This window comes from Phycicoccus ginsengisoli (assembly GCF_054779295.1).
Genome location: NZ_BAAGYN010000015.1, coordinates 25,120 through 50,135 on the forward strand (window position 1 = coordinate 25,120; position 25,016 = coordinate 50,135).

25 protein-coding genes and 1 pseudogene are annotated in these 25,016 nt (G+C 74.2%); 19 read left to right on the forward strand and 7 right to left on the reverse strand.

What is annotated here, in order from left to right; all coding sequences use genetic code 11:
• Position 1 precedes the first annotated feature (1 nt).
• Positions 2-283, forward strand: a complete 282-nt coding sequence (locus ACYVDO_RS18960) for a DUF4229 domain-containing protein (protein ID WP_460938829.1) — start codon at positions 2-4, stop codon at positions 281-283.
• Positions 284-293: 10 nt separating this feature from the next.
• Here ACYVDO_RS18960 and ACYVDO_RS18965 read toward each other — a convergent pair whose 3' ends face one another.
• From ACYVDO_RS18965 to menE, 3 genes are read right to left on the reverse strand one after another with little or no spacing between them, the layout of a single operon-like run.
• A complete protein-coding gene (locus ACYVDO_RS18965) occupies positions 294-1,181 on the reverse strand; it encodes a 1,4-dihydroxy-2-naphthoate polyprenyltransferase (protein WP_460938831.1) in 888 nt (295 codons plus the stop codon).
• 44 nt (positions 1,182-1,225) lie between these two features.
• Positions 1,226-1,489: a PLD nuclease N-terminal domain-containing protein gene (locus ACYVDO_RS18970; RefSeq protein WP_460938833.1), complete on the reverse strand. Its 264-nt coding sequence runs from the start codon at positions 1,487-1,489 to the stop codon at positions 1,226-1,228.
• Positions 1,486-2,676, reverse strand: a complete 1,191-nt coding sequence (gene menE / locus ACYVDO_RS18975; RefSeq protein WP_460938835.1) for an o-succinylbenzoate--CoA ligase — start codon at positions 2,674-2,676, stop codon at positions 1,486-1,488. Before menE ends, ACYVDO_RS18970 begins: the two co-directional genes overlap by 4 nt.
• Before the next feature lie 100 nt (positions 2,677-2,776).
• Between menE and ACYVDO_RS18980 the strand changes: the two genes are divergently transcribed.
• Positions 2,777-3,229 (forward strand): hemerythrin domain-containing protein, encoded by a 453-nt coding sequence (locus ACYVDO_RS18980; RefSeq protein WP_460938837.1) that lies wholly within the window; start codon positions 2,777-2,779, stop codon positions 3,227-3,229.
• A 40-nt stretch (positions 3,230-3,269) separates the two neighbouring features.
• Here ACYVDO_RS18980 and ACYVDO_RS18985 read toward each other — a convergent pair whose 3' ends face one another.
• Complete coding sequence (locus ACYVDO_RS18985) at positions 3,270-4,208, reverse strand: 1,4-dihydroxy-2-naphthoyl-CoA synthase (protein ID WP_460938839.1); 939 nt, start codon at positions 4,206-4,208, stop codon at positions 3,270-3,272.
• 278 nt (positions 4,209-4,486) lie between these two features.
• On the opposite strand from ACYVDO_RS18985, the gene ACYVDO_RS18990 reads away from it, so the two are divergent.
• Together ACYVDO_RS18990 and ACYVDO_RS18995 are read left to right on the forward strand one after the other, a co-directional pair.
• The gene (locus tag ACYVDO_RS18990) at positions 4,487-5,398 is read left to right on the forward strand and encodes a hypothetical protein (protein WP_460938841.1); all 912 of its coding nucleotides are present in this window, start codon (positions 4,487-4,489) and stop codon (positions 5,396-5,398) included.
• A 51-nt stretch (positions 5,399-5,449) separates the two neighbouring features.
• A complete protein-coding gene (locus tag ACYVDO_RS18995) occupies positions 5,450-5,851 on the forward strand; it encodes a VOC family protein (protein WP_460938842.1) in 402 nt (133 codons plus the stop codon).
• Positions 5,852-5,906: 55 nt separating this feature from the next.
• Here the strand turns inward: ACYVDO_RS18995 and ACYVDO_RS19000 are convergent, their stop codons facing one another.
• Complete coding sequence (locus ACYVDO_RS19000; RefSeq protein WP_460938844.1) at positions 5,907-6,389, reverse strand: glutathione peroxidase; 483 nt, start codon at positions 6,387-6,389, stop codon at positions 5,907-5,909.
• A gap of 88 nt (positions 6,390-6,477) precedes the next feature.
• Between ACYVDO_RS19000 and ACYVDO_RS19005 the strand changes: the two genes are divergently transcribed.
• The 9 genes from ACYVDO_RS19005 (at position 6,478) to ACYVDO_RS19045 (ending at position 15,573) form a co-directional block, all read left to right on the forward strand.
• Positions 6,478-7,470, forward strand: a complete 993-nt coding sequence (locus ACYVDO_RS19005) for an o-succinylbenzoate synthase (protein ID WP_460938846.1) — start codon at positions 6,478-6,480, stop codon at positions 7,468-7,470.
• Between the two features lie 61 nt (positions 7,471-7,531).
• On the forward strand, positions 7,532-8,761 hold the full coding sequence (locus ACYVDO_RS19010) for an ATP-grasp domain-containing protein (protein WP_460938848.1): 1,230 nt from the start codon (positions 7,532-7,534) through the stop codon (positions 8,759-8,761).
• Positions 8,762-8,776: 15 nt separating this feature from the next.
• Complete coding sequence (locus ACYVDO_RS19015) at positions 8,777-9,691, forward strand: hypothetical protein (protein ID WP_460938850.1); 915 nt, start codon at positions 8,777-8,779, stop codon at positions 9,689-9,691.
• A gap of 13 nt (positions 9,692-9,704) precedes the next feature.
• Positions 9,705-10,850 (forward strand): alpha/beta hydrolase-fold protein, encoded by a 1,146-nt coding sequence (locus tag ACYVDO_RS19020; protein ID WP_460938852.1) that lies wholly within the window; start codon positions 9,705-9,707, stop codon positions 10,848-10,850.
• A 10-nt stretch (positions 10,851-10,860) separates the two neighbouring features.
• Positions 10,861-11,583 (forward strand): esterase family protein, encoded by a 723-nt coding sequence (locus ACYVDO_RS19025; RefSeq protein ID WP_460938854.1) that lies wholly within the window; start codon positions 10,861-10,863, stop codon positions 11,581-11,583.
• Positions 11,580-12,962 (forward strand): M20/M25/M40 family metallo-hydrolase, encoded by a 1,383-nt coding sequence (locus tag ACYVDO_RS19030; RefSeq protein ID WP_460938856.1) that lies wholly within the window; start codon positions 11,580-11,582, stop codon positions 12,960-12,962. The genes ACYVDO_RS19025 and ACYVDO_RS19030 overlap by 4 nt, the downstream gene beginning before the upstream one ends.
• Before the next feature lie 9 nt (positions 12,963-12,971).
• Positions 12,972-13,709, forward strand: coding sequence for a hypothetical protein (locus ACYVDO_RS19035; RefSeq protein WP_460938858.1), 738 nt, complete (start codon positions 12,972-12,974; stop codon positions 13,707-13,709).
• 108 nt (positions 13,710-13,817) lie between these two features.
• A complete protein-coding gene (locus tag ACYVDO_RS19040) occupies positions 13,818-14,144 on the forward strand; it encodes a hypothetical protein (protein WP_460938860.1) in 327 nt (108 codons plus the stop codon).
• Positions 14,137-15,573, forward strand: coding sequence for a PGAP1-like alpha/beta domain-containing protein (locus tag ACYVDO_RS19045; RefSeq protein ID WP_460938862.1), 1,437 nt, complete (start codon positions 14,137-14,139; stop codon positions 15,571-15,573). Before ACYVDO_RS19040 ends, ACYVDO_RS19045 begins: the two co-directional genes overlap by 8 nt.
• A 42-nt stretch (positions 15,574-15,615) precedes the next feature.
• On the opposite strand, the gene ACYVDO_RS19050 is transcribed toward ACYVDO_RS19045, so the two are convergent.
• Positions 15,616-16,869 (reverse strand): ROK family transcriptional regulator, encoded by a 1,254-nt coding sequence (locus ACYVDO_RS19050; protein ID WP_460938864.1) that lies wholly within the window; start codon positions 16,867-16,869, stop codon positions 15,616-15,618.
• A gap of 86 nt (positions 16,870-16,955) precedes the next feature.
• Here ACYVDO_RS19050 and ACYVDO_RS19055 point away from each other — a divergent pair, with 86 nt between their 5' ends.
• Positions 16,956-18,248, forward strand: coding sequence for a DUF1479 domain-containing protein (locus ACYVDO_RS19055; RefSeq protein ID WP_460938866.1), 1,293 nt, complete (start codon positions 16,956-16,958; stop codon positions 18,246-18,248).
• Positions 18,249-18,293: 45 nt separating this feature from the next.
• On the forward strand, positions 18,294-20,069 hold the full coding sequence (gene menD, locus ACYVDO_RS19060) for a 2-succinyl-5-enolpyruvyl-6-hydroxy-3-cyclohexene-1-carboxylic-acid synthase (RefSeq protein WP_460938868.1): 1,776 nt from the start codon (positions 18,294-18,296) through the stop codon (positions 20,067-20,069).
• On the opposite strand, the gene ACYVDO_RS19065 is transcribed toward menD, so the two are convergent.
• Complete coding sequence (locus ACYVDO_RS19065; protein WP_460938870.1) at positions 20,066-21,361, reverse strand: isochorismate synthase; 1,296 nt, start codon at positions 21,359-21,361, stop codon at positions 20,066-20,068. The genes menD and ACYVDO_RS19065 overlap by 4 nt on opposite strands.
• A 108-nt stretch (positions 21,362-21,469) precedes the next feature.
• Between ACYVDO_RS19065 and ACYVDO_RS19070 the strand changes: the two genes are divergently transcribed.
• The 4 genes and pseudogenes from ACYVDO_RS19070 to ACYVDO_RS19085 all read left to right on the forward strand — a co-directional run.
• On the forward strand, positions 21,470-22,207 hold the full coding sequence (locus tag ACYVDO_RS19070; protein ID WP_460938872.1) for a demethylmenaquinone methyltransferase: 738 nt from the start codon (positions 21,470-21,472) through the stop codon (positions 22,205-22,207).
• Between the two features lie 217 nt (positions 22,208-22,424).
• Positions 22,425-23,747, forward strand: a complete 1,323-nt coding sequence (locus ACYVDO_RS19075; RefSeq protein WP_460938874.1) for a geranylgeranyl reductase family protein — start codon at positions 22,425-22,427, stop codon at positions 23,745-23,747.
• Between the two features lie 148 nt (positions 23,748-23,895).
• Positions 23,896-24,258: an NADH-quinone oxidoreductase subunit A gene (locus tag ACYVDO_RS19080; protein ID WP_310153794.1), complete on the forward strand. Its 363-nt coding sequence runs from the start codon at positions 23,896-23,898 to the stop codon at positions 24,256-24,258.
• 75 nt (positions 24,259-24,333) lie between these two features.
• Positions 24,334-24,885, forward strand: a pseudogene (locus ACYVDO_RS19085) (NuoB/complex I 20 kDa subunit family protein); the annotation flags it as partial.
• Positions 24,886-25,016: the final 131 nt, after the last annotated feature.

Sequence of the window (25,016 nt, forward strand, 5' to 3'; positions counted from 1 at the left end):
GATGGTGCGCTACTCGGTCCTGCGGGTGCTTATCTTCTTCGGCGTCGTCTGCCTGCTCTGGCTGCTCGGCCTGCGCGACCGCGACCAGGAGTGGATGCTCCTCGTGCTGTCCGCGCTCATCTCGATGGTGATCTCGTACTTCGTCCTCGCGCGGTTCCGTGAGGAGTCGACGCAGCGGCTGCAGGAGCGGCTCGAGCGTCGCGCCCAGGCCCGAGAGGCGGGCGCTGCGCACCGGGACGAGGCGGCCGAGGACGCCGAGGACGAGCGCTCCGAGTACCGCTGAGCTGTCCTCGTCAGGCGGCCACCGCGTGGCCCACGACGAGCCCGACCGCCAGCAGCACGGCATACACGACCTCGAACAGGCCGGTGGCGGCGAGGACGGTCACGAGGTCACGGCCGGTGGCGCCGCTGCGCAGGACCTGCACGGGCTTCCAGGCCACGGCGAAGGCGAGCAGCGCGAGCAGCGCCCACGGCTGCCCGACGGCGACGGCCACGACCATGACGAGCGCCACGGCGAGCAGGCCCACGTAGAGCAGCCGGGTGCCGCGGTCCCCGAGGCGCACGGCGAGGGTGCGCTTGCCGGTCTCCCGGTCGGTGGGGATGTCGCGCAGGTTGTTGGCGACCAGGATCGCCGAGGCGATCGCGCCGACCCCGACCGCGGCGGCCAGGCCGGTCCAGGTGAGCTGTCCGGCCTGGGTGTAGAGCGTGCCGAGCGTGGCCATGAGACCGAAGAAGACGAAGACGTAGACCTCGCCCAGGCCCCGGTAGCCGTAGGGGTTGTCCCCCCCGGTGTAGCGCCAGGCGGCGAGCACCGCGAGGGCGCCCAGCGGGATCATCACCCAGGCCTGGCTGAGGGCGACGAGGGCCAGCCCGACCAGCGCCGCGAACCCGAAGAAGGCGAACGCCATGAGCTTGACGTTCTGGGGGTCCGCCTTGTGCTGGCCGACCAGCCGGACGGGCCCGACCCGGTCGGTGTCGGTGCCGCGGATGCCGTCGGAGTAGTCGTTGGCGTAGTTGACGCCGATCTGCAGCGACACCGAGACGAGCAGGGCGAGCAGGGCCAGGCCGAGGTTCGCCTTGCCGAGGGGGTGCGCCGCGGCGGTGCCGACGACGACCGGGGCGATGGCGGCGGGCAGGGTGCGCGGGCGGGCGCCGGCGACCCACTGGGCGGGAGTGGCCATGGAGGGTGCTGTCTCGCTTCGGGTCGTGCGGGCGGGGCGGTCGGTCAGAGCCTACGGAGGAAGTCCGGGTCGTCGTCGGGGCCACGCGGGGCCTGGGGACGCTCGATCCGGCCCGCTGAGTTCGGGCCCCGCAGCGGGCGTCCGGCGATGAACCAGACGACCGGGCCGACGATGGGGAAGACCAGGACGACGAGCAGCCAGATCAGCTTGGGCAGGTTGCGGACCCGGCGCTCGTCGGTCTGCACGCAGTCGACGGCGGCGTAGATCGTCAGGGCGATCGTGAGCAGCCAGGGCAGGACCCGGATCATGGCTCCATGGTCGCACGCGCGGCCCGGTCGGCCGCGAGCAGCCCGACGACCGCGCCCCGGTCCGGCTTGCCCGGCCCGCGCAGCGGAACGGCGTCGAGGACGAGCAGCCGGCGGGGCAGCGCGTGCGCCGGCAGCGTGCCCCGGAGGGCCTGGCGGGCGCCGGTCAGCGTGGGCGCGTCGGCACCGGGCGCGAGGACGAGCGCGGCGGCGACGACCTGCCCCCACTCGGGGTCGGGCAGGCCCACGACGACGGCCTCGGCCACGCCCGGGAGGACGTCGGTGAGGGCGTCCTCGACGACCCGGGGCGCGACCTTGAGGCCGCCGGTGTTGACGAGGTCGTCGAGCCGGCCGTCGACCTGCCAGCGACCGCCGCCGTCGCGGTGCCCGACGTCGTCGGTGCGGAACCAGCGGGTGCCGTCGGGGTCGGTCGAGAAGGACCGGGCGGTCAGGTCCGCCCGGCCGAGATAGCCCGTCGCCAGGGTGGCGCCCCCCAGGCTGAGCCGGCCCTCGGCGTCGGCGCGGACCAGCGCCCCGCGCAGCGGCTCGCCGTCGTAGACGCAGCCGCCGCTCGTCTCGCTCATGCCGTAGGTCGTGACGACGCGGATCCCCTTGGCGCGGGCGGCTGCCAGGACACCGGGCGGCGTCCCCGCACCCCCGACGAGGACCGCGTCCAGCGAGGCGAGGGCCTCGGTGGCCGCCGGGTCCGCGAGCACCCGGACGAGCTGCGTGGGCACCAGGGCGGTGTACCGGCGCGGGGCCGCGCCCATCCGGCCGACCGCCTGCGCGAGGGCGGCCGGGGTGAACCCGGCCGTCAGGTCGACGAAGTGCGGCTCGGTGCCCGCGGCCAGGCACCGCAGCATCACCTGCCCCCCGGCGATGTGGTGCGGCGGCATCGCCAGCAGCCAGGTGCCCGGGCCACCGAGGCGGTCGTGCGTCGCGTCGGCCGACGCGCGCAGCGAGGCCGCGGGCAGCATGGCCAGCTTGGGGGTGCCCGTGGACCCGGAGGTCCCGACCACGAGCGCCGTGCCGGGGTCGGGGACCGCGCTGTCGGGCACCGGTGGCGGCGCTGCGCCCTCGGCACACGGCAGGACCGCGGGCCCGGAGCCGTCGAGGGCGGCACGCAGGACCGGCAGCGCCTCCCGGGCCCGTTCGCCGGTGGCGATCGGCAGGGGCCGGAGGGCGGTCACGGGTCGACGCTACCTCTCGGAGCGGCCGTGGACGGCCGGAGGGTTGAGCGGGACCATGGACGGGCGACGGATCTCTCACGGCACGGACCGGGAGGTGGGCATGGACGAGCAGCTCGCGGCATACCTCGACCGGGTGCGCGTGCACCGCGCCGAGCTGCGCGACTCGGTCGCCGCCGTCGACGAGGCCCTCGCCTCCCCCATCGCGCGCGGCGGCGCCTGGCGTGAGCGCGTGCGCGCCGCGCTGGCCGAGCTGGCCCACGACTTCCGGGACCACGTCGAGCTGGCCGAGGGGCCCGGTGGCATCTACGAGTCGGTGACCCGGGACAGCCCGCGCCTCGCCGGGCAGGTGCACCGGCTGCGGGGCGAGCACGAGCGGTTCCGGGCGGACATCGACGCCTACCTCGCGGTCCTCGAGCACGGGGGCACGATGGCCGACCTGCCGGTGTTCCGCGAGGAGGTCACCACCCTCATGGGGCAGCTCGTGCGGCACCGGCAGAAGGGGGCCGACCTGGTCTACGAGGCGTTCGAGGTCGACCTGGGCGGCTCGGGGTAGCGGGATGGGTCCCCGTGAGGCGTCGCCCCGGCGGGGCGGCTCAGAAGTACCAGGGGAACGGCGACCAGTCGGGGTCGCGCTTCTCGAGGAACTGGTCGCGACCCTCGACCGCCTCGTCGGTCATGTACGCCAGCCGGGTCGCCTCGCCCGCGAACACCTGCTGCCCCATGAGCCCGTCGTCGACGAGGTTGAAGGCGAACTTGAGCATGCGCTGGGCCTGCGGACTCTTGCCGAGGATCTCGCGGGCGACCTCGAGCGCCGTGGACTCGAGCTCGGCGTGGTCGGCGACGAGGTTGACCGCGCCCATCCGGTGCATGTCCTCGGCGGTGTAGGTGCGCCCGAGGAAGAAGATCTCGCGGGCGAGCTTCTGGCCGACCATGCGGGCGAGGTACGCCGAGCCGTAGCCGCCGTCGAAGCTGCCCACGTCGGCGTCGGTCTGCTTGAACCGCGCGTGCTCGCGGCTGGCGATGGTGAGGTCGCAGACGACGTGCAGGCTGTGCCCGCCGCCCGCGGCCCAGCCGTTGACGACGGCCACGACCACCTTGGGCATGGTGCGGATGAGCCGCTGCACCTCGAGGATGTGCAGCCGGCCGCCGGCGGCCTTGACCCGCGCCTCGTCGACGGTGTCGGCGGTCTCGCCCGCCGCGTACTGGTAGCCCGAGCGGCCACGGATGCGCTGGTCGCCGCCGGAGCAGAAGGCCCACTTGCCCTCGCTGCCGGTGCCGGCCGGCCCCGGGCCGTTGCCGGTGACCAGCACGCAGCCCACGTCGGGGGTCATCCGAGCGTGGTCGAGCGCGCGGTAGAGCTCGTCGACGGTGTGCGGCCGGAACGCGTTGAGCACCTCGGGCCGGTCGAAGGCGATCCGGACGGCGCCCACGTCCCTGGCCCGGTGGTAGGTGATGTCGGTGAGGTCGAATCCCGGCACCTCCTCCCAGGCCGCGGGGTCGAAGGTGTCGCTCACGCTGGTCTGCTCGCTCACCCGCGCGAGCCTAACGGCGGCCGGTGAGCGGTATGCCGTGTGGTCGGCAAGCAGGTCGGCGCGGCGCGTGGCGGGCAACGGGTGGTGGGTCGTGGTTCGTGGTTCGAGTAGTGGGTCAGTGATGCGCGTGACGCATCAGTGCCCCAGCACCCGTGCCGCCGAGGTGCAGGCCCCAGGTCCGGCTGTGGATATCTCGTGCTGCCCCGGTCCGTGCTGTGACAGTGGTGGGATGCCTGCCGCGACACCTCGTAGCAGGACCAGGCGAGAGGGGACGATCGATGGACCACACGAACGGCCAGGGGGAGGAGCCGGGGCGTCCCGTGACGCGGCTCGTGGACTGGCGCGGCCGGCCGCCGCGCCCGGTGGGACCGGGCGACTGGGCCCTCCTCGACGCGATCGACGACCCCGAGGGCCTCGACGGGTTGGAGTACCACGACGCGGGGACCTACGAGCGACCGGGGCAGTCGGACCGGCTGGGCTCCATGACGCTCTTGGTCATGATGGACGACCAGGTGGTCGACGTCCTGCGCCGGCCGGTCGAGGGCACCGGGTACGAGTGCGCGGCCCTGGAGGGGGGCCGGGGCAGGAAGCAGACGCCACCGACCGTGGTGGCCCCGCGGCCCCCGCAGCCGCCGCGGCACGTGCGGGAGCTGGCGTGGCTGGCCAGGCTGGTCGGTGGCGAGGACGCCCTGGCGAACCTCCCGGTCGATCCCCTGCCGCACGACGAGCCGCTGGACCTCGATGCGGTGCCTGCGCACCTGCGGGACAGGGTGGGCGCGATGGGCGAGCGGCTCGACGACGTGGTCACGCGCCTGTTCGACGCGGAGGTGAGGACCGTCTGCCGCCGCCTGCTCGTGCGAGCCGTGGCCGCCGAGCCGAGCCTGCTCAGGGGCCCGGCTCGCGACGAGGTGGTGCCCGGGGCGGTGCTGTGGGCGGCGGCGAAGGCCAACGACCTCGTGGGCAGCGGGCACCAGATGCCGGTCTCGGCCATCCAGGCCGTCTGCGGGCTCAGGTCCTCGCCCAGTGAGAGCGAGGCAGGGCGTTCGCGCATGCGGTGGCCGGACCGCGCGGAGTCCCCTTCGGCGAGGTCCGCTACTCGGCCACGCCCGACCTGCTCGAGCTGGCGTCCGCCGACCTCCTGGTGGCGCGGCTGCGGCGCTTCCTGCGCGTCCTGCGCGACATCGCCCTGATGGAGCGAAATCGACTGGTCGCTGTCGGCGCCTCGTCGTAGCGTCAGGAGCATGGCTCTCCGCTGGTACTCCGTCGTCGTCGACTGCCACGACATCGCCGCGCAGGCGCGGTGGTGGGCGCAGACCCTGGACTACGTGATCGTCTTCGAGAACGACGAGGAGGTCGCGGTCATCCCGAAGCACATGTCGCAGGACCCCATCACCGACGGGGCCGAGTGGATGCGGCAGGCGCAGGGCCTGGTGTTCGTGCGCGTCCCCGAGGACAAGACGCTCAAGAACCGGCTGCACCTCGACCTCGCGCCGCACAGCAGCCAGGACCGCGAGGCCGAGATCCAGGCGCTGCTCGACCGCGGCGCCACCCTGGCCGACGTGGGCCAGGGCGACGTGCCGTGGACGGTCCTGCGCGACCCGGAGGGCAACGAGTTCTGCGTGCTGTCCAGCCGCGAGCGCTAAGGCCCACGGACGGCGCCGCGGAAGGACCGGACGCATCCGCCCCGGGACGCCCGAGTCAGGCGGCGAGCGCCTTCTCGATGTCGCCGGCGATGTCCGCGGGCTTGGTCGTGGAGGCGTAGCGCTTGACGACCCGGCCGTCGCGGCCGACGAGGAACTTGGTGAAGTTCCACTTGATCGCGCTGCCCAGCAGCCCGCCCTTCTCCGAGCGCAGCCAGGTCCAGACGGGGTGGGCGCCCTCGCCGTTGACCTCGACCTTGTCGAACATCGGGAAGCTCACGCCGTAGTTGCGCTGGCAGAACTGCGCGATCTGCTCGGCGTCGCCGGGCTCCTGGCCCCCGAACTGGTTGCAGGGGAAGCCCAGCACGACCAGCCCCTGCTCGCCGTACTCGCGGTAGAGCTGCTCGAGCCCCTCGAGCTGGGGCGTGAACCCGCACTCGCTCGCCGTGTTCACGACCAGGGCGACCTTGCCGGCATACGCCGACAGGTCCTGCTCGGTGCCCTCGAGGGTGGTGGCGGAGAAGTCGGACAGCGTGGGCATGGGGCTCCTGACATCGGGGAGGGGACTCGTCGCCACGGTATTCGGTCCGCGAACCGGCCCGGATTGCCGGTCTGGTGGAATGACCCCCATGGCCGGACTCCCTGCCCTCGCGGAGCTGCTCGAGGGCATGCGCGTGGTCGCCATCCCGATGCGGACGCGGTTCCGTGGCGTCACGGTCCGCGAGGCCGCGCTGCTGCGCGGGCCGCTCGGGTGGGGGGAGTTCTCACCCTTCACCGAGTACGCCCCGGCCGAGGCCGCTCGCTGGCTCGCCGCCGCGGTCGAGGCGGCCTGGCTCGGGTGGCCGGCGCCGGTGCGCGACGAGGTCCCGGTCAACGCCACCGTGCCGGCGGTGCCGGCCGCGCGCGTCGCCGAGGTGCTCGCCCGGTACGACGGGACCACGACGGCGAAGGTCAAGGTCGCGGAGCCGGGCCAGTCGCTCACCGACGACCTGGACCGGGTGGCCGCGGTGCGTGACGTCCTCGGCCGGGCCGGCCGCATCCGGGTCGACGCCAACGGTGCGTGGTCGGTGGACGACGCGGTCCGGGCCCTGACCGCACTCGCCGCCCACGACCTCGAGTACGCAGAGCAGCCGTGCGCCACCGTCCCCGAGCTCAGGGACCTGCGCCTCGCCCTCGCCCGGGCCGGGGTCGCCGTTCCCGTGGCCGCCGACGAGTCGATCCGCAAGGCCGACGACCCGGTCCTCGTGGCTCGGGAGGGCGCGGCCGACCTCGTCGTGGTCAAGGTCGCCCCGCTGGCGGGCGTGCGCCGCGCGCTCCAGGTCGTGGCCGAGTGCGGCCTGCCGGCCGTCGTCTCCTCCGCCCTGGACACCAGTGTCGGGATGCGCGCCGGGGTCGCCCTGGCGGCCGCCCTGCCGGCGCTCGACCACGCCTGCGGGCTCGGCACGGTGGCCCTGCTCGAGGGCGACGTCACCGCGGACCCGCTGGTCCCCGTCGGCGGCACCCTCCCGGTGCGCGAGGTCGTCGCCGACGAGGGGCTGCTGGACCGCTGGGGAGCCCCGGCCGACCGGGTCGACTGGTGGCGGGAGCGGGTGGCGGCGGCGCACGCCGTGCTTGCCGGGTGAACCCGGCCCTCGTGTCCGGCGCGACGCGACGGGGGGCCGGATCGCCGCTACGGTCGGACGGGTGAACATCGTCTTCGTCGAGCCAGGGTTCCCGGCCAACCAGCGCCGGTTCGCCCTCGCCCTCGCCGCGGTGGGGGCGAACGTCTTCGGGATCGGCGAGTCCGACGAGTGGGCGCTCGACGACGAGCTGCGCGGGGCCCTGTCGGGGTACTACCGGGTCGGCTCCGTCACGAACCTGCGCGAGATGACCGACGCCGCGAGGTCCATCCAGTCCAAGGTCTGGGTCGACCGGCTCGAGGCCACGGTGGAGGCGCACACGATGGTGGCCGCGCAGGTGCGCGAGGCCACCGGCATACCCGGCACGTCGGTGCACACGACGTGGCTGTGCCGCGACAAGCCGTCGATGAAGGAGGCGCTGCGCCAGGCCGGTGTCCCGACCGCGGCCTCGGCCGCCGTCGACCACGCCCACGAGGCCTGGGAGTTCGCCGAGCGGGTGGGCTACCCGCTCGTGCTCAAGCCGCGCGACGGCGCCGGCGCCAAGGACACCGTGCGCGTCGACGACGACACCGAGCTGGGCCACGCCCTGACCGACTTCGGGGCGCACGGCGCGACGTCGATCGCGATCGAGGAGTTCGTCGAGGGGCACGAGGGCTTCTACGACACCATCGCCCACGACGGGCGCGTCGTCCACGACTGGACCACGCACTACTACCCCAACGTCCTCGAGGCGATGCGCACCCGGTGGATCTCGCCCCAGTTCGTCACGACGAACCGGATGGCGGACTCGCCGTTCTACGACGAGGTGCGCGACCTCGGGCAACGGGTCATCGAGGCACTCGGGATCGAGACGAGCGCCACCCACATGGAGTGGTTCCACGGGCCCAAGGGCCTGAAGTTCTCCGAGATCGGCGCGCGGCCTCCCGGCGTGGGCTGCTGGGACCTGTACTCCGCGAGCAACGACGTCGACGTCTACCGCGAGTGGGCGCACGTCATCGTGCACGGGACGCCCGAGCGCGAGATGCACCGCCCCTACTCGGCCGGGATCGTCGCGCTGCGCCCCGACCGCGACGGCCGCATCGTCGGTCACAGCGGGCTGCACGAGATCCGCGACCGGTACAACGAGTGGGTGATCGACGCGTACTTCCCGCCGGAGGGCCACCTGACCCAGCCGGTGGAGGCCGGCTACATGGCCAACGCCTACGTCCGGATGCGCCACCCCGACTACGACGTCCTGCGCGGGATGCTCGACGACGTGGGCCGCACGGTCCACGTCCACGCGGTCGCCTGCTGAGGCGACTGCTGCACCATGCGCACCGTGCTGCTGGGTCCCCAGCGCTTCATGACGACCGCGGGCACCGCCCTGCGCTCCCTCGGCGTGCACGGCCCGGTCGCGACGATCAACGCCGGCTGGGAGGAGCGCGAGGACGACGTCGCCGAGCTCGACAGCGTCCTCGGCGGTGACACCCGGCACCTGCGCCTGCACCACCGGATGTTCGACGTCCTCGAGAAGGACCCCGCCTTTGCCGCCGCCGGGCTGGCTTTCCGCGACCGCCACGACACGCTGCTGTCGGTCTACCGGCTGCGGCTGCAGGGCGCGCTCGACGACGCGTACGCGCTCCAGCGGCGCGGTGCCGGCTTCGACGCGCTCGACGACGCCGTGGAGGTCGTCCGGCACGTCGACCGCTGGTATGCCGGGAAGCTCAAGGAGCTGTACGCGGACCTCGACGCCACGGCGCCGATCGACGACAGCGGCGTCATCGGGTGGCACCGCGGGGAGATCGCGGCGCTGCTCGCGGGGTCCGCGGCGCTCGCGCTGACCGGCGGCCACGTCGGCACGTTGCTGCGGGCGTTGCGGCTGTTCGCGATCCGCATCCCGGACGACCTGCCCGTCGTGGCCTGGTCGGCCGGCGCGATGGCGCTGACCGAGCGGGTCGTGCTCTTCCACGACCACGGGCCGGAGGGGGCTAGCGAGGCCGAGGTCTACGACCGTGGGCTGGGCCGGGTCCGCGGGGTGGTCGCGCTGCCGCACGCCCGTCGGCGGCTGCGGCTCGACGACGCGGCGCGGTGCTCGGTGCTGGCGCGCCGGTTCGGTGAGCAGCACTGCGTCCTGCTCGACGACGGCACCGCGCTCGAGCTCGGCGAGGACGGCGGACTGCCGCCAGGGGCACGCATCCTGGGACTCGACGGTGCGGTCCACGACATGCGCGAGGCGCTGCGGTGAGGGGGGTGGGGCGGTGAGCGGCAGGCTGGCGGTCAACCGGCTGCGCGACCGGCTGCCCGTGGGGCCGGCGTCGGTGGACCGGTTCGTCGCCCGGTACGGCGCGCCGATCGTCGAGGGGGAACGCGTCACGTTCCTGTTCCGGGGCGAGGCCGACGAGGTGCGGGTGCGGCACCGGGTCGTCGGCCTCACCGACCCGCTGCCGATGCGGCAGCTGGCCGGGACGGACCTGTGGGCCGTCACGACCGAGCTGCCGAGCGGGTCGCGGGTCGAGTACCAGCTCGAGACCCGCCGCGGCGAGCACTACGAGACCTTCAACGACCCGCTCAACCCCCGGGTCGCGCACTCGCCCGTCGGGTCGAGCTCGGTGTGCGCCGCGACCGGGTACGAGGTGCCCGACTGGGTGCACCACGACCCCGAGGCCCGGCAGGGTGAGGTCGTCGAGGACACGCTGCGCTCCAAGGCGTTGCGCCGCGAGCAGCCGGTGCGGCTCTACCTGCCCGCCCGGTACTCGACGGCCCAGCGCTACCCCCTGCTCGTCGTCCACGACGGCACCGACTACCTCGACTACGCGGCGATGAAGACCGTGCTCGACAACCTCATCCACCGCCTCGACGTCGCCCCGCTCGTCGCAGCGTTCGTCCCCCCGCGCGACCGGCTCAAGGAGTACCCCAACCACGCGCCGCACGCCCGGTTCGTCGCGCGCGAGCTTCTGCCGACCCTGGCCGAGCGACTGCCCCTGGTCGACGACCCCGCCGGCCGGTGCCTCATGGGCAGCAGCTTCGGCGGGATCGCGTCGCTGTCGACGGCCGTGCGGTACCCGGGGGTGTTCGGGTCGCTGTTCCTGCAGTCGGCCTCGCTCGTCTTCACCGACATCGGGACCGACCACGGTGGCGGCCCGCCGTTCGACCCGGTGGTGAAGTTCGTGAACCGTTACCGCGCCAAGCCGACGGCCCCCGTCGAGCGGATCTTCATGTCCTGCGGCACCTACGAGCCGCTCATCACGCCGAACCGGTCGATGGTGCAGGTGTTCCGAGCCGCGGGCATGGACGTGAAGTACGTCGAGGCCCGGGACGGGCACAACTGGGAGGACTGGCGCGACCGGCTGCGCGACGGCCTCTCGTGGCTGTTCCCCGGGCCGCAGAAGTTCGTCTACGAGTGAGGATCCCGACGTGAAGGTGACCGAGCGCTGGCACTCCGACCGCATGGACCGCGACATCACACTGGTCCGCTGGGGTCACTACGGCACGCCCGTGCTGCTCCTGCCGACCGCGGGCGGCGACGCCGAGGAGGTGGAGCGCAACCAGCTCGTCGGCCACCTCTGGCCCATGGTCGAGGCCGGCCGGGTCAAGGTCTACTCGTGCGACAGCGCGGCGGGGCAGGCGATGATGCGCCGCGACGGCTCGACCGACCACCGGCGCTGGCTGTTCGACGCCTACCAGCGCGCGGTCGCCGAGGAGGTCGTGCCGGCGATCCACGCCGACTCCTCCGCCTCGCCCGTCGTCGTCGCCGGTGCCTCGATCGGCGCCTTCAACTCCCTGGCCCTGCTGTGCCGCTTCCCCCACCTGTTCGGCGCCGCCGTCTGCATGAGCGGGACGTACTCGATCGAGCGGTTCATCGGGGGCGGCTTCACCGACGACTTCTACTACGCCTCGCCGCTGCACTTCCTGCCCGGGCTCGAGGGGCCGCAGCTGGACACCCTGCGCAGCCGGTTCGTCGTCCTCGCCACCGGGTCGGGCCGGTGGGAGGACCCCGGCGGCGCCTGGGAGGTGGCGGGGGTGCTCGGCGACAAGCGGGTGCCCAACCGCGTCGATGACTGGGGGCCCTCCTACGACCACGACTGGCCGACGTGGTGGGAGATGCTGCCGCTCTACCTCGACGACCTGGTCCCGTGAGCGGGGACGTCGCCGAGCGGCTGGCCGCGGCCGTCGAGGCCGGTATGCCGCGGGTGCGGGACGACCTCGCGCGGCTCGTCGCGTGCCGGTCGGTCGCCAACCCGGCGATCGAGCCGGTGGAGGAGTGCCGGCGGGCGGCATCGCTGGTCGCGGAGCTCCTGCGCGACGTCGGGCTGGACGGTGTGGAGGCGCTGCCGGCACCGGACGGGTCGCAGGCCGTGGTGGGCCGGACAGCGGGACCGACCGGGGCCCCTCGCGTCCTGTTCTACTCCCACCACGACGTCGTCCCGGTGGGTGACCCCGCCTCGTGGTCGATGCCGCCCTGGGAGCTGACCGAGCGTGACGGACGTTGGTACGGCAGGGGATCCGCCGACTGCAAGGGCAACTTCATGGCCTCCGTCCTCGGCCTGCGGGCGCTGCGCGAGGTGCTCGGGTCGTGGCCGGTCGAGGTCGCGGTCGTCTGCGAGGGCTCCGAGGAGCAGTCGAGCGGCGGAATGGAGGCGCTCGCCCGGCAGTCGCCCGAGCTCGTCGACTGCGACGCCCTCCTCATCGCCGACACGGGGAACGTCGAGCTGGGGCTGCCGACGCTGACCACGTCGCTGCGTGGCACCGGCAGCGTGCTGGTCACCGTCCGCACCATGGAGCACGCCGCGCACTCGGGGATGTTCGGCGGCGCCGCGCCCGATGCGCTGCAGGCGCTCGTCGCGACGCTGGGGACCCTGCGCGACGACACCGGCGAGACGACCATCGACGGACTCGACCACTCGGGGACGTGGGACGGGAACCCGTTCGAGGAGAGCAGGTTCCGCCAGGACACCGCCCTGCTCGACGGCGTCGACCCGCTCCGGGGCGACGGCACGGTCGGCGACCTCCTGTGGGCGCGGCCGGCCGCCACCGTGATCGCCCTCGACGCGACGGCGGTTTCGCAGGTGACCGCCGCGGTGCACGCCGAGGCGCGGGCGGTGGTGAACCTGCGCGTGCCACCGGACGTCGACGCCGCACGTGCCCAGCAGCTCCTGGTCGAGCACCTGGTCCGGCACACCCCCTACGGTGCCCACGTCGAGGCCAGGCCGGTGTCGCTGGGACAGGGCTTCCGCGCCCGCACCGACGGCCCGGCATACGCGGCCATGGGTCGGGCGATGCGTGCGGCGTTCGGGCGCGAGGTGGTCACCACGGGCCAGGGTGGCTCGATCCCGCTCGCGACGGCGCTGGCAGAGCTGGTGCCTGACGCCGAGATCCTCCTGCTCGGGGTCGAGGAGCCGGCCTCGCGGATCCACGCGGTCGACGAGTCGGTCGACCCGGGGGAGCTGCAGCGGACGGCCCTGGCCCAGGCGCTCTTCCTCGCCGACCTCGGGGGGCTGCTCCCCGGCCGCGGCTAGCGTGTCCCCATGGTGGGAAGCCGGGGGAGCGAGGCGCACGTGCACGCCGGCGCGCACCCGGGCGAGCCGGGCGGAGCCGGAGCCGGTGGACCGGACCGTGCCGACGCCCGGACGGGGGAGGGCTCCAGTCCGCGTCGGGGGGCCGGGAGGCAGGTGGTGGTGGTCGTCCTCGCCGCCCTCGTCGTAGGGGGCCTGGCAGCGGTCGGGCTGCGCGCCGTGGCGCCGTACACGGACGCGTACCACCGGCGGCCGCTGCTGCTGGTGGGGCCCTTCGACGCGGGTCAGGCGCAGATCGCCCTGTGGGCGCTGGTGTGGCTGGCTGCGACAGCCGTCGGGTGCTCGGCCGTCGTCGCCGTCCGGCGCCTGGCGCGGGGACGCCTGCGTGGCCCTGCCGTCGTCCTCACCGTCCTCGCAGCCGCGGGCGTGGGAGCCGTCGCGGCCGGCTGCCTCGCCCTGCTCGGGGTGCAGTGGAGCCTCTCGCCCACGTACACGCGGCTGTCGGTGACGGACGTCGACGGGCGGCACTGGGTCGTCGCCGAGCAGTCTGGCGGGTTCGCCCCGGTCACGAGCTGGCGGGTCTACCGGGGCGGGCCGTTCGTCTACGACGAGGTCCCGCGGCTGTACCGGCAGGCGGACGGCAGGGTCACGCCGATCGCAGACGGCGACTACGCGGTACGGGTCGACCCGGACGGGACGCCGGTGCTGCGCTTCGCGGCCGACGGGCCCCAGTCGGTGCCGTTGCGCTGAGGCCGTGGGGCGGCCGGGTCGTCCACACGGGGCGCCTCGGCCTCTCGTCGTCCACAGGAGCCCGGGCTCGAGCCGGGCCTGCGCCGGCGGTCCGTCGAGGATGGCCGGGTGGAGGTGGACTCGAGCAGGCTGCGGAGGCTGGCGGCCACGGTGCGCGACGAGGCGGAGCGCGTCCGTGGGGGCGCCCGCCGCCTCGCGGGGGTGGGCGCGGTGAGGTGGCACTCGCCCGCAGGCCGGCTGTTCCGCGACCGGGTCGAGGAGCGCGTGCATGCCCTGCGCGCGACGGCGGCCCGTCTCGACCACGCGGCCGACCTCGTCGAGGCCCACGCCCGCGCGGTGGACCGGGTGGTCGCGGAGCTCGCGACCGCCGCCGGGGCAGCCGCCGACGTCGCCGACCACGTGCGGCGCACGGTGCAGCGAGGCCTGGATGGCTGAGTTGCCCGTGCTGCCGGCCGCTCCCGCAGTCCGCGTGCGGGGTGGGGTCGCCGGCACCGCCGTCGAGCTCGCCGGGGTCGAGGACGCGGCCCGCGTCCTCGCGCTCGAGGGCACGGGCCTGGGCGCCGTCTGCGCGAGGCTCGTGGCTGTCTCGGTGGATCCCGGGCTGGTGGCCAGCGGCTCGCTCGCGCCGGTCAGCCTCGCCCTGGCCCAGGCGGCGCTGGCGCTGGCCCGCCGGGACGCAGGCGGCCAGGCCGCGGCGCTCCTGGGGCTGTCGGCAGGTGCCGCGGCGGCGGTCGAGGCCTACCGGGCGACCGACCAGGCGGTCGCGGCGACCGTGGAGGCGGTCCAGGACGCAGCCTTCGTCGCACTCGTGCGAGTGGCTCCCGAGATCACGGTCGGTCTCCTCGCCCTGCACGCCGCGGGGGTCGACGTGGCAGGTGCCGTCGACGAGGCGCTGTTCGTCGTGCCGGGGGTGGCCGATGTCGCCGGCGGGGTCGACGGCCTGGTCGAGCCGGCCCCCACGGGGCCGCCGACGGGGCGAGGGCTGCCGACACAGGACAGGCCGGCCGGGGACTACGAGACCGCCCTGCGCGTCCTCACGCAGGTGGCCGGGGTGGCCGGGCTGCTGCGCGAGTCCGGTGGCGCGAAGGTCACTGCGGAACGGTGGCCGCGCGCCGGCTCCCGGGCTCCCGACGACCTCACCGCCCTGGCAGACGACCTCGCGAACCTCAGCGACGCGGAGGACTACCCGGGCCACGTCCGGGTGGTCGAGGTGCCCCAGGCGCAGGGTGGATCGGTCTGGCTGGTCGAGGTCAGCGGCACCCAGTCGTGGGACGCGCAGTCGGGGGACAACCCCTTCGACGTCACCTCCGACGTCCGGCTCATGGCGGGGGAGTCGACGGCGCTGGCCGTGGGGGTCACGACCGCCCTCGACCAGGCGATGGCCGCCACCGGACGGGACACGTCGGGGGAGCCGGTGATGCTCGCCGGCCACAGCCTGGGCGGCATCGTGGCCGCCGGGCTGGCCTCCTCTCCTCGCTTCCGGGCCGCACACCGGGTCACGCACGTCGTGACGATGGGCTCGCCGGTGGCACGCATGCCCGTGCCCGTGGACGTCTCCGTGCTGTCGCTGGAGCACCAGCAGGACGCCGTCCCGCGGCTGGAGGGCCAGCCGAACCCCGACCGCCGCGGCTGGGTGACCGTCACCCGCGACCTGCGGGGTGGCCCGGTGCGGACGGCGAGCGGTGCCCACGCGACGGCGGAGTACGCCCGGACCGCTGCCCTCGTCGACGCGGCGACCGATCCCTCGACCGTCGCGTGGCGCGACGGCAGCACGCGCTTCTTCGCCCGGCCCGCGGCCCCGGACCCGGTGGTGCGGGACTTCCGCGTCGAGCGGCTGGTCGATCCCGGCTCGGCGCCGCCGTGAGCTGCGGCCTCCGAGAACTCCCGCGCCCGGAGGGGGCGTGGGTCAGGGACTGGCCGCCGGCACCTGGTCCCCGACCAGTTGCGCGCGCAGGGCGGCCACCGCGTGCTCGCGTGCCCCCGTGAGGGCGGCGTCGACCACCATCGCGCCCCGCACCCCCACCGGGCGCTTGGCGCTCGCGACGCGGTCCCGGACGGCCGCCACGACCTGCGGGTCGCGACCCCACGGCCCACCGAGGACCACCTCGTGGGGGTCTGCCAGCGCGACGAGGGCGGCCACCACGTCGGCGACCGCACCAGCCAGCGCTGCCAGCCCGCGGCGCGACCGGGGGCCGGTGCCGTGCACGAGCTCGCGCAGGCGGGCGACGTCGACGGCGGTTCCGCCGTCGTGCCGCAGCCCCAGCTCGGCGAACACCGCGGTGAACGGCATGGCCCGGCGCCCCGGGCCACCCACCACGACGTGCGAGACCTCACCGGCCAGGCCGTGGGCTCCCTCGAGCACCCGGCCGTTCGCGACCACGGCGCAACCGAGTCCCTCGCCGAGGTAGAGGTAGGCGAAGTCGCCGGTCGGCGCTGCCGCTTCCGGGTCCTCCGGCTGGCCCGAGTGGGCGGCGAGCTCGGCGAGGGCCGACCAGTTGACGTCGTTGCCCACCACGACCGGTCCCTCGACGATGTCGGCCAGGACGGCAGCCGGGTCGAGGTCCCCCACGAGGAAGGGGGCGTCGGGCAGGTGCACGAGACGCCCCGTGGCCCGGTCCACCGGGTCCGCGGCGCTGACCACGGCGAGCCGCACCGGCGCCGTCCCGGCCGCGGACGGTCGGTCCACCGCCTCCTGGTCCACCGCCTCCTGGTCCACCGCCTCCTGGTCCACAGCCTCCTGGGGCGCCGCGGCCTGCGCCAGCGCCGCCCTGACGGCCGTCGTGAGGGCACGCCCGACCGCCGCCGGCCGAACGGGTCGTGTCACCCGGGCGCTGCCGCGCCCGACGACCGCGCCCCGGACGTCGATCACCTCCGCGACGACGCCCTCGGGTGCGATGGCGACCGCGAGCGCCGTGCCGACCCCGGGTGCGAGGTCGTAGTAGAGGCCGGCCCGTCCCGGGCCGCTGCTGCGAACGCCGGTGTCGGCCAGCACGCCGGTCGACTCCAGCCTCCGCACGCTCTCGGCCACCGTGGGCTTGGAGATGCCGGTGACGGTGGCGATCTCGGCGCGCGTGAGCCGACCGCGGTCGACGACGGCACCGACCACGTGGCTGTCGGTGAGCCGCCGCAGCAGGTCCAGCGACGGCTTCTGCGGGGTCATGGCGGCATCCTAGTAAGGACTGTTGCCCAAAGCCGCGCCTGCCGCTAACCTCGCTGTTGGTAAGGAGTCCTACCGAAGGAGCACCCATGACCTCGCCGGCGTTCACCACGACCCGCCCGGAGCTGCCGCACTGGGAGACGGTCCCCGAGGACCTGTCCGGGGCGATCCGCGAGGTCAAGGCCGCGCTGCGGGCCCGGATCGAGGCCTCCGGCCGTACCGTCGACGAGGTCTTCGGGGTGGTCGAGCGCCGGGTCGCCGACCGCGTCGCCGAGATCTCCGCGGCCAGGGAGCGGGGCGGGCAGGTCTGGCCGGTGATCGACTACGCCGACATCGAGGCCGGCACGGTCACCCCCGAGCAGGTGGCCCTGCTCAGGCGCCGCGGCTGCCTCGTCGTGCGTGGCCACTTCCCCCGCGAGCAGGCGCTGCAGTGGGACCGCGACATCGTCGACTACGTCGAGGGCAACGGGTTCTTCGAGGCCTACCGCGGCCCCGGCGACGACTTCTTCGGCAGCGTCGGCTCCAAGCCCGAGATCTACCCGATCTACTGGTCGAGCGCGCAGATGCAGGCCCGCCAGAGCGAGCGGATGGCCACCGTGCAGGGCTTCCTCAACTCCCAGTGGGTGTCCGAGTCCGACGGCGTCCGGTGGTTCGACCCGCACCGCGACTCGCTGTACCCCGACCGCATCCGCCGCCGTCCCGAGGGCGCCGACTCCGCAGGCCTCGGGACCCACCTCGACCCCGGCACGCTCGACCTGTGGATGACGCAGGCCTACCAGCAGGCCTTCCGCCACCTCTTCGACGGCACCGTCGAGGAGTACGACCCGTGGGACGCCAGCCACCGCACGGACGGCCCGCAGTACCCCGGCTCCACGATGTGCTCGGTCTTCCGCACCTTCCAGGGCTGGACGGCGCTGTCGGACATGGACCACGACCAGGGCGTCCTGCACACCGTCCCGATCCCCGAGGCGATGGCCTACCTCATGCTCCGCCCGCTGCTCGACGACGTGCCGGACGACGAGATGTGCGGCGTCACGGTCAACCAGGTCTTCCCCGCCGACTGGAAGTGGCACTCGCTGCTCATGGAGGGCCTCGCCGGCATCCCGGACGTGAAGGCCGGCGACTCGGTGTGGTGGCACTGCGACATGGTCCACAGCGTCGCCCCCGTCCAGGACCAGAAGGGCTGGGGCAACGTCATGTACATCCCCGCCGCCCCGTGGTGCCCGCGCAACGAGCGGTATGCCGAGAGCGTCCGCGAGGCGTTCCTCACCGGGTCGAGCCCGAGCGACTTCCCCGAGGAGCACTACGAGCGCGAGTGGCCGGACCGGTTCCACCTCGAGGACCTCAACGAGACCGGCCGCCGGGGCCTGGGCCTGGAGTGACGGGGCCCGGCCGTCGTCAGGCGGCCGGCTGACACAATCCCCGGTGTGAACCCGTCGACCGCGCTGGCCACCGTCGTCGTCGACGAGCTGGTGCGGCAGGGAGTGCGGCACGTCGTGCTGTGCCCCGGGTCGCGGTCCGCCCCCTTCGCGTATGCCGTGCTCGCGGCCGAGCGCGCGGGCCGCCTCACGCTGCACGTCCGGGTGGACGAGCGGTCCGCGGGGTTCCTCGCGGTCGGGCTGGCCAAGCTGACACGGGTGCCTGCGGTGGTGGTCACGACGTCCGGGACCGCCGTGGCGAACCTGCACCCCGCCGTCCTCGAGGCACACCACGGGGTGGTCCCCCTGGTCGTGCTGTCCGCCGACCGGCCGGCCGAGCTGCGCGGTACCGGCGCGAACCAGACCACGACCCAGCCCGGGATGTTCGCCGACGCCGTCCGATGGTCGGCCGACCTCGACGCCCCGGCCGCCGCCACCCCCGCAGAGGCGGTGCAGGAGGCCGTCGCCTGGCGGAGGGCCGCGCGCGACGCCGTGGCGGCCGCGACCGGGACCGGTTGGGCCGACGCGCAGACCTCGGGGTCGCTGCTCCACCCAGAGCCCGGGCCCGTGCACCTCAACGTCCAGCTGCGCGAGCCGCTGGTGCCGACGGACGAACCGGCGTGGTTCGGGCCGCTCGAGCCGGTCGCGGAACCGGCTCCCGGCGTCGCCGTCGCATCGGCGAGCGATCCGGGGGAGCGGGCGGCGGCCATCGACCCGCACCCGGCGCGCACCCTCGTGGTCGTCGGTGACCTGCCGGAGCCCGGCCAGCTCGAGCGGGCGGTGCGCTGGGCGACCAGCCACGGGTGGCCCGTCCTGGCCGAGCCGTTCGGCCCGCGCCCGCGGCCGGACGTCCTGCCCCACGGCCACCTCGTGCTGGCCGACCCGGACTGGCTGGACGCCCACGCTCCGGAGCGCGTGGTCACGGTCGGCCGCCTGACCCTGTCACGGCCCGTGGCGGCGCTGCTGCGGCGGCCGGGGACCCGCGTCGAGGCCGTCGGGACGCACGCGTGGGTGCGCTCGCGCCCTTCCGTGGCGACGGTCCACCCCGTCGGCGTCCTGGACGTGCTCGGTCCCCATGCTGACGCCGACGAGGACGACGCCGGGGCGCCGACGGACTGGGCCGGGGAGTGGCGACGCGCAGGCGAGCGGGTCGCCGCGGCCCTCGACGCGACCGGCGCTCCCTGGCCCAGTGGCAGCGCGGTCGCCCACACGGTGCTCGAGGCCCTGCCCGACGGGGCCACCCTCTTCCTCGGGTCGTCGAACTCGGTCCGAGACGTCGACGTGGCCGGCGGCCGGCGCCGTGGTGGTCCCGTCCACGTCGTCGCGAGCAGGGGGCTCGCCGGCATCGACGGCTGCGTCTCGACCGCGTCGGGGCTGGCGCTGGCCGGTGCCGCACCGGCATACGCGCTCATGGGGGACCTCACGTTCCTGCACGACGCCAACGGGCTGCTCGTCGGCCCGCTGGAGCGGCGCCCGGACCTCACTGTCGTCGTCGTCAACGACGACGGCGGCGGCATCTTCACCCTCCTCGAACCCGGCGGCCCCGAGCTCGCCGGCGACTTCGAGCGGGTGTTCGGCACGCCGACGGGGACCGACCTCGCGGCCCTGTGCGCCGCCCACGGTGTGCGGCACGTGCTCGCCGGGGACGCGGAGGGGCTCGCCGGGCTGGTGGCCGAGGAGCCGGCCGGGACCACCGTGGTCGAGGTGCGCCTCGACCGGTCCCGCCACCGGGACGAGAACGCCCGGCTCGGCGCGCTGGCCCGCGCAGCGCTCCGGTCGGGCTAGCGGGCCGTGAGGGCGTCGCGCATGGGGACGAGCTTGGCGTCCGACTCCGCGACCTCGGCGTCGGGGTCGGAGCCGGCGACGATCCCGCACCCCGCGAACAGCCGCATCGAGGTCGTGGACCCCGGCTCGTAGGCGCCGCTGCGCAGGGCGATGGCCCACTCGCCGTCCCCGCTGGAGTCCATCCACCCGACCGGCCCGGCGTAGCGGCCCCGGTCCATGTGCTCGAGCTCGGTGATGACGGCGTCGGCGCGGTCCGAGGGCGTCCCGCAGACCGCCGCGGAAGGGTGCAGCGAGGCCGCCAGCACCAGCGAGGTCGAGCCGTCGGCCAGCACGCCCGCGACGTCGGTCGCGAGGTGCATGACGTTGGACAGGTGCAGCACGAAGGGCGACTCGGGCACGTTCATCGACGAGCAGTGTGGGCGCAGGGCGTCGGCGACAGAGCGGACGGCGTACTCGTGCTCCTCCAGGTCCTTGCTCGACCGCGCGAGCGAGCCGGCGAGGGCCAGGTCGTGCTCGTCGTCGCCCGTGCGGCGGATCGTGCCGGCCAGGACGCGCGAGGTCACGAGACCGCGCTCGAGCCGGACCAGCATCTCCGGGGACGCCCCGACGAGACCGTCGACCGCGAAGACCCACGTGGTGTCGTAGCGCTCGGCGAGGCGCTGCAGCAGCCAGCGCGCGTCGACCGGCTCGGTCGCCTGCACGCGCAGGTCGCGCGCGAGGACGACCTTGTCGAGCTCGCCCGCGGTGATCCGCCGAACCGCCTCGTCGACCGCGACGGCCCACCGGGCCGGTGACAGCGAGCCGTCGGCGAAGGTGACGCCGACCGGCTCCGCGGGCTCGGGCTGGGGGGTGGGCTCGACCGGGACCGGCAGCTCGGCCGTGGTCCCGATGGTGGTCACCCACCAACGCCCGTCGCGGGCGCCCACGACCACCTCGGGGACGACGAGCGTCGCGCCGGCTGGTGAGCCCGCGGCATACGAGATGGACCCGAAGGTGACCGGCCCGGTGCCCGGCACCCGGACGTCGTCGCGGACCACGGCGGTGTCGACGACCTGGCGCCACCACCGTTCGCACTCGGCGAAGCGGTCCTCGCCGTGGGCGGTGAACTCCAGGGCCCGCCCCCAGCCCACGAGGCCCTCACCGCGGCGGACCCAGCTGGTGAGGGCACGGGGGTCGGCGACGTCCGGCAGCAGGGCGAGCAGGGCGCCGGGGTGGTCCAGGGCGACGGTCCGCGCCACGACCGGGGCGGGCCCGGCGCTCGCCGCAGCGTCGGGAGTGGGCAGGCTGCTCATGTCGGGGGCAACGATACGACCGCTGCGCCGCTGGTCGGGACCCGGACGGCGTGACCACCGGCACAACCTCCGGGAGGGCGCCGGCGGCTGCTCTGGGAGGATGGGTCCATGACCCGCGCCAGCCTCGACAAGGACCCCCGTGACGTCGCCGCGATGTTCGACGACGTGGCCGGCAGGTACGACCTGACCAACGACGTCCTCTCGCTCGGGCAGGACCGGCTCTGGCGCAGGGCCGTGACCCGCGCCGTCGCCGCGCAGCCGGGGGAGACCGTGCTCGACATCGCCGCCGGCACGGGGACCAGCAGCGAGCCGTTCGCCGACGGCGGCGTGCACGTGGTGCCGGCCGACTTCTCGCTGGGGATGCTGCGGGTGGGGAACCGCCGGCGTCCGGACCTCGGCTTCACCGCGGCGGACGCGATGCGGCTGCCGTTCGCCGACGACAGCTTCGACGTGGTGACGATGTCGTTCGGGCTGCGCAACGTCGCGTCCGTCGAGACGGCGCTCGCGGAGTTCCTGCGGGTGACGCGACCGGGTGGGCGGCTGGTCGTGTGCGAGTTCAGCCACCCGACCAACGGCGCGTTCCGCAAGGTCTACACCGAGTACCTCATGCGCTCGCTGCCCCCGATCGCCCGCAAGGTGTCCTCGAACCCCGAGTCCTACGTCTACCTCGCGGAGTCGATCCAGGCCTGGCCGGCCCAGCGCGCGCTCGCCGAGGCGGTGCGACGCGTGGGCTGGGGCTCGGTCGAGTGGCGCAACCTGACGGGCGGCATCGTCGCGCTGCACCGAGCGGTGAAGCCCGTGGGAGGGCCCGAGGGTGGGACGAGCGAGGCCCGGACCGCGGGCTGAACGCGACCGAGGGCACCGAGCGGTGAAGCCCTCGGCCTGACGCTCTGCCGGTAGAAGTGCCCATCCTCCGGATCCGGGCGGAAGGTTCTGGCCGGGGACGGAGAGTGGGCACTTCTGCCGGGTCAGGTAAGGCTGCCCTCACTGGTGACCATCGCCGGGTAGCGGAGTAGTCTCCGCAGGAGCAGTTCGTGAAGACGTTCACAAGCGAGGCACGAGGGTGACTGAGACGACCAGCGCGGCGAGTTCGGCCGCGATCCCGACGGAGACGGCCGACGTCATCGTCGTCGGCGCCGGCCCGGCCGGCTCGGCCACCGCGGCCTACCTCGCGATGGCGGGGCTCGACGTCCTCGTGCTCGAGAAGACGGCCTTCCCCCGCGAGAAGGTCTGCGGCGACGGCCTCACCCCGCGCGCGGTCAAGGAGCTCATCACCCTCGGCATCCCCACGCCCGAGGAGGACGGCTGGATCCGCAACCACGGGCTGCGGATCATCGGCGGCGGCATGCGCCTGTCCCTGCCGTGGCCCGACCTCGCGAGCTTCCCGCCCTACGGCCTGGTCCGCACGCGGCAGGACTTCGACGACATCCTCGCCAAGCACGCCGTCAAGCACGGCGCCCGCCTGCGCGAGTCCACCAACGTCACCGGACCCGTCCTCGACGACCGCGGCCGCATCGTCGGGGTCACCGCCCGCGCGACCGACGAGAAGGGCCGCTCCACCGGCCCCGAGCTGCGGTATGCCGCGCCGCTCGTCGTCGCCGCCGACGGCAACTCCTCGCGCCTGAGCCTGTCGATGGGCCGCGAGAAGCGCGAGGACCGCCCGATGGGCGTCGCCGTCCGCACCTACTACACGAGCCCCCGGCACGACGACGACTACCTCGAGTCGTGGCTCGAGCTGTGGTCGACCGACGACCAGGGCAAGAAGGTGCTGCTGCCCGGCTACGGCTGGATCTTCGGCGTCGGCGACGGCACCTCCAACGTCGGCCTCGGCATCCTCAACACCTCCTCCGCCTTCGGCAGGACCGACTACAAGGACGTCATGCGTCGCTGGGTCGCGACCATGCCGGAGGAGTGGACCTACAACGACGAGACCATGGTCGGCCCGATCCGTGGCGCCGCCCTCCCCATGGGCTTCAACCGCCAGCCGCACTACGACAACGGCCTGCTCCTCGTCGGTGACGCCGGCGGCATGGTGAACCCGTTCAACGGCGAGGGCATCGCCTACGCCATGGAGTCCGGCCGGCTCGCGTCCGAGGTGATCGCCCAGGCCTTCGCCCGCGGCACCGACGCCCAGCGCGAGCGCGTGCTGCAGAGCTACCCCAAGGTCATGAAGGACTCGCTCGGCGGGTACTACACGCTGGGCCGCTGGTTCGCCCAGATGATCGGCAGCCCCGAGGTCATGCGGCTGGCGACCAAGTACGGCCTGCCGCGCACGACGCTGATGAAGTTCCTGCTCAAGGTGATGGCCAACCTCGCCGAGCCGCACGGCGGCGACGCGAGCGACCGCCTCATCACGGCCCTGTCGAAGATGGCGCCCGACGCATGAGGACCGGTCAGGGGGCCGCGCGTGCATTCTCGGGGCGCGCTCATAGGATTGGGCACTGCGTGAGCGCCGTCACGGCGAGCCCGCCCTCGGGCGCCCCCCTCGGACGCACCCCCCACGAACACACCAACGGAAGGGAAGTGGCACGGCGATGAGCAACCCCTACGTCCCGCTGCTGTTCCTGCTGGCGATCGGTGGGGGCTTCGCGGTCTTCTCCGTCTTCGCGGCCGCCATCTCCGGCCCCAAGCGCTACAACCGCGCCAAGCTCGACGCGTACGAGTGCGGCATCGAGCCGACGCCCCAGGCGGCCGGCGGTGGCCGGGTGCCGATCAAGTACTACCTGACGGCCATGCTGTTCATCATCTTCGACATCGAGTCGGTGTTCCTCTACCCGTTCGCGGTGGCCTTCGACAAGCTCGGCCTGTTCGCGCTCGTCGAGATGGTGCTGTTCATCCTGACCGTCTTCGTCGCGTACGCCTACGTGTGGCGTCGCGGCGGCCTGGACTGGGACTGATCCGTATGCCGTGCACCTCCGTCCGCACGACCGCGGGACCGCGCCCGGTCCGCCCTCGAAACGAAGGATCGTCTGATGGGTGTTGAGGAGAAGCTGCCCGCAGGGTTCCTGCTGACCACGGTCGAGCAGGTCGCGGGCTACATGCGCAAGAGCTCGGTGTGGCCGGCCACGTTCGGCCTGGCCTGCTGCGCCATCGAGATGATGGCGGTCGGCACGCCGGACTACGACATCGCGCGGTTCGGGATGGAGCGGTTCTCCGCCACCCCGCGCCAGGCCGACCTGATGATCGTCGCCGGCCGCGTCAGCCAGAAGATGGCCCCGGTCGTGCGCCAGGTCTACGACCAGATGCCCGAGCCCAAGTGGGTCATCTCGATGGGTGTCTGCGCCAGCTCCGGCGGCATGTTCAACAACTACGCGATCGTGCAGGGTGTCGACCACATCGTCCCCGTCGACGTGTACCTGCCCGGCTGTCCGCCGCGGCCCGAGATGCTGCTCAACGCGATCCTCACGCTGCACGAGCAGATCCAGGGCTCCAAGCTCGGCGTCAACCGGGTCAAGGCCGCCCGGGCCGCCGAGGAGGCCGCCCTCGCGGCCACCCCGACGCACCAGATGACCGGGCTGCTGGCCCAGGGCGCCGGCAGCGGCAGCCCCTACCAGCTGCCGGTCGTCGGCCACACCCACGACCACACGCACGACCAGCCGCACGGCCACGCGCACGCGCACGACGCCGCCCGCGGGGGTGTCGCCTGATGGCCGGG

What these genes read in the sequence shown, in the direction of transcription:
- ACYVDO_RS18960 (WP_460938829.1), top strand. Translation starts at nt 2, where the DNA reads ATGGTGCGCTACTCGGTCCTGCGGGTGCTTATCTTCTTCGGCGTCGTC.
- ACYVDO_RS18965 (WP_460938831.1), bottom strand. Translation starts at nt 1,181, where the DNA reads ATGGCCACTCCCGCCCAGTGGGTCGCCGGCGCCCGCCCGCGCACCCTG.
- ACYVDO_RS18970 (WP_460938833.1), bottom strand. Translation starts at nt 1,489, where the DNA reads ATGATCCGGGTCCTGCCCTGGCTGCTCACGATCGCCCTGACGATCTAC.
- ACYVDO_RS18980 (WP_460938837.1), top strand. Translation starts at nt 2,777, where the DNA reads ATGGACGAGCAGCTCGCGGCATACCTCGACCGGGTGCGCGTGCACCGC.
- ACYVDO_RS18990 (WP_460938841.1), top strand. Translation starts at nt 4,487, where the DNA reads ATGGACCACACGAACGGCCAGGGGGAGGAGCCGGGGCGTCCCGTGACG.
- ACYVDO_RS18995 (WP_460938842.1), top strand. Translation starts at nt 5,450, where the DNA reads ATGGCTCTCCGCTGGTACTCCGTCGTCGTCGACTGCCACGACATCGCC.
- ACYVDO_RS19000 (WP_460938844.1), bottom strand. Translation starts at nt 6,389, where the DNA reads ATGCCCACGCTGTCCGACTTCTCCGCCACCACCCTCGAGGGCACCGAG.
- ACYVDO_RS19005 (WP_460938846.1), top strand. Translation starts at nt 6,478, where the DNA reads ATGGCCGGACTCCCTGCCCTCGCGGAGCTGCTCGAGGGCATGCGCGTG.
- ACYVDO_RS19015 (WP_460938850.1), top strand. Translation starts at nt 8,777, where the DNA reads ATGCGCACCGTGCTGCTGGGTCCCCAGCGCTTCATGACGACCGCGGGC.
- ACYVDO_RS19035 (WP_460938858.1), top strand. Translation starts at nt 12,972, where the DNA reads ATGGTGGGAAGCCGGGGGAGCGAGGCGCACGTGCACGCCGGCGCGCAC.
- ACYVDO_RS19045 (WP_460938862.1), top strand. Translation starts at nt 14,137, where the DNA reads ATGGCTGAGTTGCCCGTGCTGCCGGCCGCTCCCGCAGTCCGCGTGCGG.
- ACYVDO_RS19050 (WP_460938864.1), bottom strand. Translation starts at nt 16,869, where the DNA reads ATGACCCCGCAGAAGCCGTCGCTGGACCTGCTGCGGCGGCTCACCGAC.
- ACYVDO_RS19055 (WP_460938866.1), top strand. Translation starts at nt 16,956, where the DNA reads ATGACCTCGCCGGCGTTCACCACGACCCGCCCGGAGCTGCCGCACTGG.
- ACYVDO_RS19065 (WP_460938870.1), bottom strand. Translation starts at nt 21,361, where the DNA reads ATGAGCAGCCTGCCCACTCCCGACGCTGCGGCGAGCGCCGGGCCCGCC.
- ACYVDO_RS19070 (WP_460938872.1), top strand. Translation starts at nt 21,470, where the DNA reads ATGACCCGCGCCAGCCTCGACAAGGACCCCCGTGACGTCGCCGCGATG.
- ACYVDO_RS19080 (WP_310153794.1), top strand. Translation starts at nt 23,896, where the DNA reads ATGAGCAACCCCTACGTCCCGCTGCTGTTCCTGCTGGCGATCGGTGGG.